This is a genomic window from Bacteroides sp., assembly GCF_052357945.1.
Taxonomy (GTDB): domain Bacteria; phylum Bacteroidota; class Bacteroidia; order Bacteroidales; family Bacteroidaceae; genus Bacteroides.
This window is the reverse complement of record NZ_DAWCXD010000126.1, coordinates 1-14,336: the sequence shown is the minus strand read 5'-3', so window position 1 is coordinate 14,336 and position 14,336 is coordinate 1. Positions and strand designations below refer to the sequence as shown.

The following is a 14,336-nucleotide window of genomic DNA, read 5'->3' as shown; positions in this document are numbered from 1 at the left end:
ATACTAAAAACATAATCAAGAAGTATTATATATTAAGATTTTTATATTATGATGCATTGCGTAATTCTATTATAAAAATGAATCATTTAACGGATAAAGAATTAGTAAGTCTATTCAGCACGGATAAAGAGAGGGCCTTCAACCTTTTCTTTCAGCGTTACTATATCCGTTTATGTATGTATGCAGTACAGATTACAGATGACTTTTCCGAATCCGAAGATATCGTTCAAAGTTTTTTTATTTCATTCTGGGAAAAGAAGCTCTATAAAACCATTACTGACAATCTGAAAGGATATGCCTATCTCTGTATTCGCAATGCATCACTGAAATTCATTGAAAAACGAGAAAAGATAGACTCCAGCGATATTCTTCTCAACGAAGAAGAATACCTATATATATGTGAAAGCCTTGAAGAGAATGAACGTGAACAAAAAGAAAAGGAGTTGGAAAAAGCTTTAGCAGCATTGCCCGAACAAGAAAAGAAAGCACTCTATGGTGTCGTTATTGAAAACAAAAGCTATAAAGCAGTAGCCAGTGAACTGCATATCAGCGTCAATACATTAAAGACTTATCTTGCCAGAGCGATGAAGAAACTGCGTAAAAACGAGAAATTACTTCTAGTATCTTTATTCTTGATAAACCTATCATAAATCTTCCAAGAAAAAAAGTCTCTCGTTTTTGACACCCATTTTACACAATTCCGGATCATATAATAAAACGAGAGAAAAGATGAATCAAGAAGATCATAATAAAACGGAGAAAAATCTGATTACTTTGCTCAACTGGTACCGGTTGAAACGGGTAAATGAATTTGCGGCACAATGCGATGAAGCACAAGCATGGGAATCAATCCAGCAACGCATCCGCCACCGTAAACGGATACGAATGTACACCTATTGGAGCAGCACTGCCGCTGCCTGCCTGTTAATAGCAGCTTTCAGTTTTTACACACTCACAGAATATGACCAATCTCTATTCGCACACAGAGGGGAACAGAAAGCAACCCTGTTTGTAAATAACGGAGAATCTTACGACCTGCTGTCGCAAGATAAATCCATATTTAATGCAAACGGCATGCAAGTTGCTCAAAATACAGAAAAAGAATTAAGATACGACACTCAAACGAGTATACAAAAGAATGCAGGAAAGCATATTTTAAATGTACCCAGAGGAGGAGAATATAAACTCGTGCTTTCAGACGGTACACGTGTACACGCCAATGCCGAAAGCCGCCTTACTTATCCCGTTTCTTTTACCGGTAATAAAAGAGAAGTCTACCTCACAGGAGAAGCTCTCTTTGAAGTTGCCAAAGATACGCTCCATCCTTTCATTGTACATACCCCGTACGGTATAGTAGAAGTAGTAGGAACACGGTTTAATGTCAATACTTACGAGAAGAATCAAACTACCGTAACCCTGGAAGAAGGAGCCGTAAAAGTATACTGCGAGGAAAAGAAAGGGACAGAACAAAAATCTCTTTCACCCGGTGAACAAGCTGTCATACAATCAAAAACAATTAATACACAAACAGTTCAGGTACAGGAATATACTTCCTGGGCAAACGGTATATACGAATATACCGATACGTCACTGGAAACTATTGTGCAACAACTTTCGCGCTGGTATAACGTCAACATAACCTTTACCGACCCGCAATTGCGTGAACGAAAGTTTGCAGGAGTCATCTTCCGCGACCAACCATTACAAAAAGCAGTAGATATATTATCCAAAGTTTCTAATGTACACTTCAGACAGAAGGGAAATGTTATTGAGATAACAGAGAACCGTCCCCAATATTAAACAGGAAAAAGCGTTGTTCAAATATGAAAAAATATCTTTTAATCCGGATGATGCAAACAGTAGCCATTATCCTGTTTGCCGCCAATGTATCGGCACAAAACCAAAATGTGGTCATATCAGTACGGAATATCCCGGTACGTACCGCACTGACCCAGATTCGGCAAGCTGCCAATGTACATTTTGTCTATGAAGAGAAGAATATTAATAGCCAACAGACTGTAACACTCAATTATCCGCAAGGGACATCATTGAGCACTTTACTCAACAACCTTTGCAAGCAAATAGGACTGACGTACGAAATCAATGAATCCGTAATTCTACTCTATCCTGCTCAAAAGCAAACCACCACTCATGACATCCATATCCTGTTGTTGGAAAGGGGAAACAAACAGCCGCTACCAATGGCAACCTGCGTTCTCAATCCGCTAGGAGCTTATGCCGCAACCGACATGGAGGGAAAGGCAGTACTAAAAAACGTCCCCACAGGAAAATACATATTAAATATTTCGTATGTAGGCTTCGAGACTGTGCAACGGGAAATCAACGTTGAACAAAACCTGGATCTGACGATCCGCATGTCTCCCACTTCGCTAGCTTTGAAAGAGGTAGTAGTCGTAGCAAAACAAAATGCGGCCGGAGAATCTACCAGCTCCATTATAGGCAGACAAGCGATAGACCATTTACAGGCTATGAGCCTTGATGATGTGATGCAACTCATACCGGGACACTTAATGAAAAATACAGATCTGACATCCCGTTCCAATGTGCAGCTCCGTACTCTTGTTAACAATAACACCAATGCCTTCGGTTCGAGTATCATAATGGACGGAATTCCCATGTCCAACAATGGTACACTATCGCAAGGAGGATTTTCAAGTACCGCATTTGTCGGAACAGACTTACGCCAAATTAGTGCGGACGATATTGAATCCGTAGAAATAATCCGTGGTATTCCTTCTGCCGAATACGGTGATTTAACCTCCGGACTTGTAGTTGTTCATTCCAAAATCGGACAAACTCCCTGGCAGATCAAGGGAAAGATAAATCCCGGAACAATGAATTACTCGCTCGGTAAAGGATTGCGTTTAAACAAAGATGCCGGTATCCTGAATTTCAATCTCGACTATGCACAAGCATGGGGAGATCCACGCCAGAAAACAAAGTCATTCGACCGTTACACCTTTAGCTTGGGATACAGCAAAGATTTTTCACGTATCTGGCATACAGACACAAAGGTACGTTACATGATGGGCAAAGACTGGAATGGAAAAGACCCGGATGCCATCGACGACGGCACTTTTCAAAAGAATCGCAACCAGCTGTTCTCACTAAGCCATAATGGCAAACTATCAATTAATAAACCATTCTCACGTACTGTTAATTATACATTAGGTGTCAGCTATACTCAAACAGAGATGGAAAAAAGCGCCATTGTTGCCAATTCGTCCGGGTTGCTACCGATACTTACTGCCACAGAAACAGGGTATTATAATGTGCCTTTCGAGCAAAGCTCATATCAGGCAAGCGGAGGTTCCCTTAGCCGTCCCGGAAATGTATATGCCAAAGTCAGCAACACGTTCTTCGTAAAATCAAAGAAAACATATCAGAACTTCAAAATGGGAGTGGAATACCACTACGACTGGAATAATGCCCGCGGATATTATAATGATGACGACCGTTACCCATTGCAACCCAACAGTAACGGACGTCCCCGTCCTTTCTCCGATATTCCGAGCATCCATCAGATGGCCGCTTACATAGAAGATAACTTCCGTTGGGATATATCAGAAAACAGATTTCTGAAAATACAGTTAGGCGGACGTTTCACCACTTTACAGCCGTGGGCGGATGAAGCAACCTTTTCTTTCTCTCCCCGTGTAAATGCTTCGTTCTCCGTCAACAAATGGCTGAATATCCGTGGAGGATTCGGACTCAACTCAAAAACTCCCGGTTTGGATTATCTCTATCCCGACAAAAAGTACATTGACCGTGTAGCTGCCAATTATATGCCTCAAGACGACAAAGTCGGACAAATATTGATGTACCACACCCAAGTGTACAACGTGCAACGAACTAAAGGATTGAAGAATGCGACCAATCGCAAATGGGAGGCAGGGTTCGACATAAAGTTATCGGACAAGCATAAATTAAGCCTCATCGGTTATCATGATAAAACCGCTAACGGATTCGGATCGGCCACAGAATATTTTACGTATACAGCCAACTATTATTCTGCGGAAAAAGGACTGATTATTACTCCCGGACAAGCCACTAAAATAGATTGGAATAATCCAGAACGCACGGACCTTGTACTCAGTACAACCGGTAAAATAGGAAACACGAACGTCTCTATCAATAAAGGGATAGAAATGGACTTTGACTTCGGCGAGATTCCGGCACTGCACACTTCATTCTATCTGTCAGGAGCATACATGGAGTCCAAGACTTACTCTACAGACATAAATAGTAGCAATCCTACCGATCTACCTACTGAATATCAGGTAACCAATACCATTCCATTCAAAATTGTATATCCATCCGGGCTAAACTATAGCACTTACCGCCGTTTTACAAATACTCTGCGGATTGTGACCAATATCCCGGCACTGCGTATGGTAGCTTCGTTCTCAACACAAGCCATCTGGTACAATTATTCCAAGAGCAACAATCCTCCGATGGACCCTATCGGATGGATAGACACAGACCTCTCTTATCATGAAATAACAGCAGATATGCTGGCAGATGAGAACTACAAAATAAAAGGAGTATCATTGAAAAGCCAACGCAAGAATCCTAAAGACAATGTGCCAAGCAAAGCCCCTATTACATGGTTAATGGCGGGACGCCTCACCAAGGAGCTGGGCAATATAGGCGGCATTTCATTCTATGCCAACAACATACTCTTTTACGAACCTTTTCTCAAAAACTCTACCTCCAACACGCTAGTACAGCGTAATACAGGTAATTTCAGTTTTGGTGTCGAATTATTCTTTAATTTATAAATCACAATATGAATAGAACAATTTCTTTTATTACAAAAATGATGTTTGCGGCTGTCACAGTTATCATGGCTGCATGTTCCTCTGACGACAATGCCACACAAGCATTGACCGTACAAGTGAAAGTATCCATGCCCGAAGGATTCAAGTCCGACATTCTATATACAGGGCACACTGTTACAATGGGTAAATACACTGCCATTACAAACGAAAAAGGTATAGCCACTTTCGAAGGAGTGATTCCCGATTTGTATGACATCTCTACTTCCTGCGAAATCACTGCAGAAGAATATGAAGAAATGACAGGCAACGATCCGCAAAATGAAAATTATGTGATTTCCGGCAGTCTATTGAAATATACTGTCGGCTCGTCAACAACCATCGAACTTCAAACAAGTATTTCTGCCAAACAATCAATTGTTATCAGCAAAGTTTACTATGCAGGAACCAAAGACAACAATAATAAAAATTATCTGGCAGGAAAGTACATTGAGTTCTTTAATAACTCGGACCAAACCGTTGATATAGCCGGACTTTATTTCGGACTGGTAGAGTCGGAAAGTACTCCTGCATATACGCTTGGCTCCACACCGGAATATATTTACCTAAAGCAGATTTACCGTTTCCCATCTAATGGAGTCACAGAAGTTGCACCGGGAGCCTCGATAATCGTTGCCAATAGTGCCATCGACCATACAGGAAATAATGAAGTAGATTTATCCAAAGCCGACTTTGAAGCTAAAGATACGCAAGGGAAAACAACCAACAATCCTGCAACCCCGGCTGTAGAACTGATATATACAACATTTCCCACAATCAGTAATATGAATCTGGTACAAGGTGGTCCCTGTTCTGTTGTATTATTCAGTACGGATGAAGATGTAACCTCATGGGAAACTGTATACGTTGACGGTAAAGATAAAGGAAGCAAGTTTGTCAAAACCCCTGTAAAATACATAATGGATGGTGTAGAATGTTTGAAAAACAAAAGTACGGGAGTAGATAAAAATTCCAAACGTCTTTACAACTACATTGATGCAGGCTATCAATACACGGAGGCTACCACCGGATATACCGGAGAAGTAGTCTACCGCAAAACAGCCAAGACAGAAAACGGGCGCACCATTCTTGCTGATACCAATAACAGCAGTAATGATTTTGCCGTATCAGCTGAAATCAAACCGAGGGAATACAAATAATAGAAAACAAAAGAGACTGTGCCCCAAGAACATATAACCTTCCGGTACAGTCTCTCTTCAACGACTTCACGAAATAATTAAACCAATTCAGAAATGATGATGAACCATCGATATATACTCTTTACCGGTCTGATGGTAACTGCACTGTGCATACATGCCCAAGATATCGAATTACAGACAAAAGAAAAATACGAGTACGCCGATGCTACCCAGTTATGGAGACGTACCCTGAATCCTGCCGGGCTCTCTTTGGATACGCTGACCAACCGGGGAATCAGTTATTTCGAATTCTCTCATCAACAAGGCACACACTATCGGGTTCAGGACGGTGATGAGCAAAACAAATTATTGTTCACTTCGGAACGATACCAAAAAATTGGAAAATATCTCTACGGATACGGGCGTTTTACCTTTGACATGGGACGGCAATTCAACCGTTCATGGAGCGACGTATTGCGTAGCCACCACTCCAATCCTTACTTTTCAGGAAGCTCCATCAAAGGAAAGTACGACTTCCAGAACTTCGACCTCTCGGCAGCGTTAGCCACCCTGCCTATCAAAAACTTCACTTTCGGCGCACGGCTGGATTATAAAGTAGGAGATCTTTCCCGACTGAAAGACCCCCGTTCACGCACCAATCTGGCAGACTATCAACTGACTCCTGCCATCACCTACACGTGGAACAAACACTCGCTGGGTCTTAGCGGTTATTACCATCGCAGAAAAGAAAAAATCCCCAACATCACCACCGTACAAACCGATCCGAACCTCAAATACTACACCTTCACCGGAATGGAAAATGCTGATGGTACCACTGGTGGTTACTCCGGTTTTGAACGTGAATTCGTCAACCATGAATTTGGCGGTGAATTATCCTATCAATATAAAAACGAACGGATTCAAACACTTACCACCCTTTCATACGCCAAAGCCAACGAAGACGTATGGGGAGACATCAAATATTCACCGGGAAAATATCACACCACCACCTACAACCTGCTTTCTATGAACCGGATCAAATCCGGACGCACAGAACACATCATCGACATTTCCATTAACTATCAGACCGGAAAAGCCGACGAATACCGTCAGGAAAAAATAATAGAAAAAGATCCGGTAACAGGTATCGAATCTTCTTACTGGAACACACTTCTCACGTACGACGAACGTTACACCGTCGATTTACTCAATGCCAATCTGCACTACCGCCTGTTGTGGAGTAATCATCGCACCGGAGAAGCCACAGCCTACGCAGGCGCACGCGCCTATTTCCAATCGGTAGAAGATCAATACAATCTTCCATCTTCATCGCTTACCGTCCGCCAGGCAACTATCTGCATGGAAGGAGGATATTCATTCCTACGCAAAAACAACCGTTCATTATGGATAGAAGCAGAAGCCGGATATCACATTTCGCTATCATCGGACCTGTCACTCAACGATCCGTCCACTGAATACGCCCAAAGTGTACTTTTACCCGATATGACCTATTATGGAGCATCGTATGCACACGGAAAACTGCAAATACAATATCAAATGCCTGTAACTATAAAGAAACACACCAACGTGTGGTTCGTCAAAGCCACGGGAGCATATCTGAAGACCGACAAGAAAACCGATTCCAAAATGTTCGGAATAAGTCTCGGATTGTACCATTAACCTTCCTCACCTCACAAAAACCAACCAGATAATTTACACCAATCATGATGAGAATTGCCAATAACAAACTTCGGTTGCTACTCCTGCTGCTCTTTCCCACCCTCCTTTGGGGTAACTCTGCCCCCATGTTTCACATCCGGCAAAACACCAAAGGATGTTTTGTAGAAATACCCAAACGGTTGATAAACCGGGATTTTCTGTTAGCAGCCCGTGTGATGACCGTCAGTTCTCCCAATAATAAAGTTAAACTTTATGCAGGCCAGCGACTTTATGATCCGGTATGGATACGTTTGGAATATGACAAAGAACAGTTATATCTGTTACGTCCCGACTCCAAGAACTTATGCGAGGATACAACTCATCTCTCGTATCCAGCCTATGCGCGCAATGCTATCACTCCCATAGCGGAATCCTGGAAAATAGAACAGGAGACAGACAGCTCGATTGTTGTAAACTGGAGCAAATTTCTTAGTGAGCCCATAGAAGGTGTAGACCCCTTTGGAGGGAAAACGTCACCAGGACGCTCCCTGCCCCAACTCAATAAAATACTTCAGGTAGACGTCCACGAAAAGAACCTGGAAGTCAGCGTACAGTATGGTTTTGAAGGAACCACCCAACCTTTCCTCACTACCATACGGAAATCGCTGTTACTACTGCCTGAGCAACCTATGCAACCACGTATACACGATGCCCGGGTAGGATATGACAATATCCCTAAACGGAAATTCAACTTCGATACTCCCTCAATCGCAGCGGAAAATTACATCACCCGCTTCCGGATTGTCCCCTCTCCTAAAGATGTACGCAGTTATTTGCAAGGCAAACAAGTGAAGCCTCAACAACCCATCGTTTTTTATATAGACGATGCCTTCCCTCCCCTTTGGAAAAAAGCCATACGCAAAGGAATACTGGATTGGAACAAAGCATTCGAAGAAATTGGCTTTAAAGAAGTTATGCAAGCAAAGACATACGCCGAAGCCGGACCGGAGTTCGATCCGAACGATATACGTTTCAACTGTTTCCGATATGTAGTCAGCGATTTCCCGAACGCAATGGGGAAACACTGGGTAGACCCGCGTTCAGGAGAAATTCTGCAAGCAGACGTGTTGTTTCACAGTAATGTCATAGCCCTGCTACGCAAATGGTATTTCCTGCAAACATCAGCCTACCATCCTGCAGCACGCACGAAAACACTACCGGATGACATAACGGCACAATTAATCCGTTACGCCGCCGCCCATGAAATAGGTCACTGCCTCGGACTGGAACATAATTTCAAAGCCTCGTATGCCTATAATACAGAAGACCTGCGTCGTCCGGAGTTTACAGAACGTTACGGCACCACCCCGTCCATCATGGATTATGCCCGGTTCAATTATGTCGCCCAACCGGGAGACGGCGTCCGTTACGTATTACCTCCCCTGTTGGGAGTGTACGACCGATACGCCATCCGTATCGGATACGCTTATCTCTCCCACGAGAATACCCGAACTGTAGCCGGGTGGATAGATGAAAAACAAAACGACCCCATGTATCATTGCGGACACATGACACCGAGCACCATCCCCACTGACCCTACCGTTCAAACTTCCGATCTCGGTAATGACCCCGTCGCATCGGCAACATACGGAATCCGCAACCTTCAACAAATATTGACGCAATTGCCGGAATGGAACAAAAAACGTCTGACAGATAATCCGTTTGAGGAGATGCCCGCCACCTATACCGATTTGCAACAAGCCTATTTCGACCATCTGGAACGTGTGATCCCTTTTATTGGTTTCTCCGATGAAGTATCCGGAAAAGCTGTCGAATTTCTTTGGAAAGAACTGCTTGGCGGATACAACTTCCTACGGACGGATGCCGTATGCAAATATGCCGGCAACCCAACCGAAGCCATCATAAAAGCACAAAAGACAATTATTGAAAAGATGTTTGGCAGAATCATTGCCGAACGGATCTCTTCGAACGAAACACCAGCAGGATTTACCTACGCCCATTATCTGGAAGTCTCTGCCAAACATCTTTTTACGGACAAGACACCGGACATATTCACGCGACATTTGCAGGAAAGCTATCTCCAGACCTTGCAATCATTGCTAACAGAAGCACGTACCTCCTCTTTCAGCGTACTCTTCTCCCCGACGGTCAGCGAGCATCTTACCCGCATCCGCGAACAGTTAACAACTACCCCTTCTACCTGGAATAATTATTTAAAAAACAAAATACAATGAAGCTAACTACCATTATTTCCGCCTTCTACCTCCTCTGCCTGTTGTGCATACAGCCCGTGCATGCCGATGGAGGTTTCTGGCTGCCTACTCAAATACAAGGAAAAGTACATCAGGCAATGAAAAAACAGGGATTGCGCCTTAGTGAAAAAGACATTTACGACATCAACCAGTCGTGTCTGTCGAATGCTATCCTTTCATTAAGTTATGACAACAGTACATTTTCTCCCTCTGCCAGTGCCTCTTTCATCTCCAGTGAAGGACTGGTATTGACCAACTTCCACTGTGTCGCACGTTATCTCGAACATATCTCCGATGCAAACCACGATTACGTGAAGCATGGCTGCTGGGCTACCCAACGCAGCGAAGAGACTTATCTCCCGAATTTACAGGTCAATCAATTAATCACTATCAAAGACGTAACGACGGAAATAACACAAGATACCGGAAATCTTACCGATCAGGCACTTACCCAAAAGATCAACGAGAACGGGAATAAAATTGTCAAATCCCAAGCCAAAGGTCGTGGTGTAGAAGGAAAAATCTACTCCTTATTTGGTGGCAGACAATACATCCTGGCTGTCTTCCGCTGCTTCAAGGATGTGCGTATCGTAGCCGCTCCCCCCATTTCAATAGGGAAATTCGGAGGCGACACAGACAACTGGCAATGGCCCCGTTACTCTGCCGATTTCGCCATCTTGCGCGTTTATGCCAACGATAAAAATCAACCGGCAGCCTACAACAAGCAGAACCGCCCCTATCAACCCGACGCTCATTTGTCTATCTCTACCAAAGGAGTGAAACCCGATGATTTTGTAATGGTTGCCGGCTATCCTGCACAAACAAGACAATATGTCCCTTCGTTCGCCCTTGAGAAAATTGTATTCAAAGACACGCAAGCAGAAGCAGATATTGCCAAAATCAAGCTCGACTTCTACACACAACGTAAAGAAACGGCTGCCGACTCGCTTTATTCCTACTATAACATTAAGGCCGGAAGTGCTGCTAATGTCTATCTAAAATCAATTGGTGAGATCAGTGGTGTGAAAGAATCCGGCATCATTGCCCGGAAACAGCAGGAGGAACAGGCGATGACAGGATGGATTCTGTCTGATGACACCCGTACGCAACGCTACGGGGCAACATTGCTCGATGATATGAAAGCAAACTACGAACGTCTTACCCAACTGAACTTCACAGACCAGATGTTTCGCGAAGTCGCACTTTATGGTGCCAACGTCATTCCTTTTGCCGGAAAATTTGAAAAACTGGTGCAAATGGAACAAAGAAAAAGCAAGAATGTAAAGACTGCCATGAGAGGAGAAATCCGCAAACTGAAACCGCTTACCGTAGCATTCTATCGTGATTTCAGACCTGAAGACGACAAATATATCATGAAAAAGATGTTGGCTTATTATCTGGATCACGTAGATTCTATTTTCTACTCCACAGCATTGAAAAAGGTAGAAAAGCATTACCCTCAACATCTTTCTGCCTATATAGACAGCCTGTACGATCATTCCCCCTTGCGTAATCAGGAAAGTATGCTCGCACTTCTGGACAGTGTACCGACACAAGGAACAGCTGCACTGTCACAAGATGGGCTGTATCAGTTGTCACTCGGTTTCTATCTGGTGTATGTAGAAAAAATAAACCGTTTGAAACAAGCGTATCAGAATAAAAACATGAAACTCTACTCTTTGTATCTGCAAGCATACGCTGAAAAGAACAAGGGGACACAAATTGCATTTGACGCCAACCGTACCCTGCGTTATTCTACGGGAAAAGTAAAGGCAGCCGTTCCCAGCGAAGGAGTCATCTATACTCCATTTACAACTGTTGACGGAATGCTCAGCCGTCATCGCCTTTATGCCGGAAACAAGGACTTCAATCTGCCGGCACGTTTCGTCAAACTCATCGAACACCGCCAACCCAGTAACTACTTTAGCCAGAAAGTGACACCCACCTGTTGTTTCCTGACAGATGCACATACCACTTCTGGTAGTTCGGGCAGTCCGGTATTGAATGCCAAAGGAGAAGTAGTGGGTATCAACTTCGACCGTATCTGGCAGGGACTTAGTTCCGACTACGAAACTGCAGGCAATGAAAAAAGCCGTAACATCGCAGTAGATATCCGCTATGTGTTATGGACTTTGGAGCAATATTCACGTTCCCAATACATATTAGACGAATTGGACATTCACTAACTTAGTAAATTCTATATAAAAATGTTATCTCCCAAAACGCTCAAATACTTACGTTTAACGCACCGTTATGTATCTTTCATTTGTGCAGGCATCCTGTTTGTCTATCTCCTTTCCGGCTTCCTGCTCAACCACCGGAAAGAATTTACATTCATGAATCAGAAAAAGGAACGTACGGTGGACTATATATTCCAGCTCCCTGCCAATAAAGACGATTTTACAGAAGCCGATGCACGAAAGATTATCTCCGATCTCTCATGCAATCCCGACCTGTATAACCGTTTCAGCCTCAGTAAAAACAAACTGACCATCTTTGGCAAAGAGCAATTGGTAATCAAGTTGGATGCAACCAGCCAGCAGGCATTTATCAAAGAAATGCATCGTCCCGCTTTCCTAACCGCATTGAATAAGCTACATCGCAATCCGGGTTCTTTATGGACAATAACCTCAGATGCATTCCTCTTACTCATGTTTATTTTGCTCATCACCGGGTTACTGATCGTTCCCGGGAAAAAGGGATTGTGGGGTATCGGCGGAATTCTAACGATAATAGGAATTTTAATACCTATATTGATTTACTGGATGATAGCATAATTTCTTATTTTTATTCATCCGTATCTTTCTGTACTATCTTTCCGTATCACAGAAAACAAAAAAGGACCTTTATTCAAGGTCCTTTTTAATCACTTCGTCCATTTCTTTTATACGTTTCTCACGGTCTTTAATGGGACCGTCTTTCTTGTCATTCTTAAATGCGTCATCGGCACGGTCGGCAACCTCGCCACTCCATTCCTCAAACTGGTTCTTAGCCGGACGACCATTCGGTTCGATATTTTCTTCGGCTATCGAATCATGCCTGTTAATCATATCATCCATAAGTTCTCGTTTTAAAAGTTTATGGCTATAAGACAATACAAACGAAGAAAAGTTTTCTATTTTAATGATTTTTGAAGAAATCAGTCATGTTATTATACTATCAAAGAAACACTCCAACCCAATCTGTGTCATTCATCCAGATACCTATATAAATTGCAGTTACCAGCAACGTCCAGTACATTCAGCTCTTTCAAGCGTTTTTCCACTTTCTTTTGTGAAACCAGCCCGAAATTCCGTAACATATCACGCAACTTCCTAAACCCATATTGAGAAGTGATTTGTAGCAGTTCCCGAAGTGTTTTTATATCAGCTTCAGAAATGATCCGCTGCGACCGAATATCGAATTTCAATTCTGTGATAGGAGTATCAAGCAAAGCCTTTATCGCTTTTATATCTTCAGGAATAAAAATTTCCGGATTCGTTTCTTCTGCTTCCCTCATGAGCATATCATTATCAAAGCCATTTTGGCGGGATTTCATTTCATACGCCCGTACTGTTGCTCTAAGGCGGATATTTTCTTCCTTATAAGTCCTAAGAAATCCCGCTTGAGATTTTATTTCCTGTACAAGTCCCTCAAATGCCTTCTGCGCTTGACGATATTTCATGCGTTTCCGGACACTAAAATCCTTAATATTTCCTTGTAAAACGGTATAAAGAAATAGTTGCCGTCTTTCATCATTCCTTATCATTCCGGCAAGCTCCTTTATTATTAACCGGATCAATGGGGTCAACTCTTTCAGTGATTGAAGTAGAAAAAATTCCTCTTCATTTTCCTTCATCTTCTCATCCATCCGGCGTTTGTGTTCTTCTTCGGAAAGACTGAACCGGATATTTCGTTCAAGACAATCCGTCAGACTGTTTTCATCAAGCATCAGATAATCACCGACTTCTGAATAAATAATCTCTTGCCTTTTACACCAAGTAATAATACGTCTGGTAGATACCTGATACTTGGTTGCCGCTTCTTCAATACCAATCCATTGTTTTGTTGTCATACCTCGTTTTATTTTTAGATGTATGCGTCGCAACCAGATATAAAAAAAGGTGCGAACGATACATGTATTTCCTAGTAGAGGTAGTCGCATACCCATAGATGAAAAATACAGTATGCCCGCACCAGAACTTATATATCGATAGGGATATAAGCTTGGCACGGACATTTGATTTATCATCTATTCGAAAATGCGACTTTCCTACTAATAAATTAAATGTCCTATAAATACAAGTCCGGCTGTCAAAGGTCCGGTCCTTGATTGCAAATATACTTCTTTTTTCTGAAAAGAAAGATAATAAATGACAAGCTTTTTAGTTACAATGTAAGCACTCATTGTATGGCTGTCCCTTTTTCTATACTCTGTAGTGGAGTAT

The 14,336-nt window shown here is 42.6% G+C and carries 10 protein-coding genes; 8 read left to right on the top strand and 2 right to left on the bottom strand.

All coding sequences use genetic code 11. The features are described 5' to 3' along the window. The 8 genes from ACT8YW_RS17930 to ACT8YW_RS17895 form a co-directional block, all read left to right on the top strand. On the top strand, positions 1-650 hold a 650-nt coding region (locus tag ACT8YW_RS17930), incomplete at its 5' end, for a sigma-70 family RNA polymerase sigma factor (RefSeq protein WP_444106556.1). Between the two features lie 79 nt (positions 651-729). After that, positions 730-1,800 (top strand): FecR family protein, encoded by a 1,071-nt coding sequence (locus tag ACT8YW_RS17925; RefSeq protein ID WP_195649540.1) that lies wholly within the window; start codon positions 730-732, stop codon positions 1,798-1,800. Between the two features lie 23 nt (positions 1,801-1,823). Continuing rightward, entirely contained in the window at positions 1,824-4,802 is a 2,979-nt protein-coding gene (locus ACT8YW_RS17920) for a TonB-dependent receptor (protein ID WP_444106554.1), read from the top strand. 8 nt (positions 4,803-4,810) lie between these two features. Beyond that, on the top strand, positions 4,811-5,998 hold the full coding sequence (locus ACT8YW_RS17915; protein ID WP_004327000.1) for a DUF4876 domain-containing protein: 1,188 nt from the start codon (positions 4,811-4,813) through the stop codon (positions 5,996-5,998). Positions 5,999-6,091: 93 nt separating this feature from the next. Next, positions 6,092-7,657, top strand: coding sequence for a DUF6850 family outer membrane beta-barrel protein (locus ACT8YW_RS17910; protein WP_444106552.1), 1,566 nt, complete (start codon positions 6,092-6,094; stop codon positions 7,655-7,657). A gap of 44 nt (positions 7,658-7,701) precedes the next feature. After that, positions 7,702-9,891, top strand: coding sequence for a zinc-dependent metalloprotease (locus ACT8YW_RS17905; protein WP_444106550.1), 2,190 nt, complete (start codon positions 7,702-7,704; stop codon positions 9,889-9,891). Continuing rightward, positions 9,888-12,095 carry a S46 family peptidase gene (locus ACT8YW_RS17900; protein WP_444106548.1) on the top strand — a complete coding sequence of 736 codons (2,208 nt, stop codon included), beginning with the start codon at positions 9,888-9,890 and terminating at the stop codon, positions 12,093-12,095. The genes ACT8YW_RS17905 and ACT8YW_RS17900 overlap by 4 nt, the downstream gene beginning before the upstream one ends. A 21-nt stretch (positions 12,096-12,116) precedes the next feature. Beyond that, the gene (locus tag ACT8YW_RS17895; protein ID WP_008999822.1) at positions 12,117-12,686 is read left to right on the top strand and encodes a PepSY-associated TM helix domain-containing protein; all 570 of its coding nucleotides are present in this window, start codon (positions 12,117-12,119) and stop codon (positions 12,684-12,686) included. Positions 12,687-12,755: 69 nt separating this feature from the next. On the opposite strand, the gene ACT8YW_RS17890 is transcribed toward ACT8YW_RS17895, so the two are convergent. Next, complete coding sequence (locus ACT8YW_RS17890; protein ID WP_117934125.1) at positions 12,756-12,968, bottom strand: hypothetical protein; 213 nt, start codon at positions 12,966-12,968, stop codon at positions 12,756-12,758. Positions 12,969-13,096: 128 nt separating this feature from the next. Further along, complete coding sequence (locus ACT8YW_RS17885) at positions 13,097-13,963, bottom strand: hypothetical protein (RefSeq protein ID WP_444106545.1); 867 nt, start codon at positions 13,961-13,963, stop codon at positions 13,097-13,099. Between the last annotated feature and the right edge of the window lie 373 nt (positions 13,964-14,336).

Bases quoted from the DNA above. Each gene is read 5' to 3' on its own strand.
- ACT8YW_RS17925 (WP_195649540.1), top strand. From the start codon at position 730: ATGAATCAAGAAGATCATAATAAAACGGAGAAAAATCTGATTACTTTG.
- ACT8YW_RS17905 (WP_444106550.1), top strand. From the start codon at position 7,702: ATGATGAGAATTGCCAATAACAAACTTCGGTTGCTACTCCTGCTGCTC.
- ACT8YW_RS17900 (WP_444106548.1), top strand. From the start codon at position 9,888: ATGAAGCTAACTACCATTATTTCCGCCTTCTACCTCCTCTGCCTGTTG.
- ACT8YW_RS17895 (WP_008999822.1), top strand. From the start codon at position 12,117: ATGTTATCTCCCAAAACGCTCAAATACTTACGTTTAACGCACCGTTAT.
- ACT8YW_RS17920 (WP_444106554.1), top strand. From the start codon at position 1,824: ATGAAAAAATATCTTTTAATCCGGATGATGCAAACAGTAGCCATTATC.
- ACT8YW_RS17915 (WP_004327000.1), top strand. From the start codon at position 4,811: ATGAATAGAACAATTTCTTTTATTACAAAAATGATGTTTGCGGCTGTC.
- ACT8YW_RS17890 (WP_117934125.1), bottom strand. From the start codon at position 12,968: ATGGATGATATGATTAACAGGCATGATTCGATAGCCGAAGAAAATATC.
- ACT8YW_RS17910 (WP_444106552.1), top strand. From the start codon at position 6,092: ATGATGATGAACCATCGATATATACTCTTTACCGGTCTGATGGTAACT.
- ACT8YW_RS17885 (WP_444106545.1), bottom strand. From the start codon at position 13,963: ATGACAACAAAACAATGGATTGGTATTGAAGAAGCGGCAACCAAGTAT.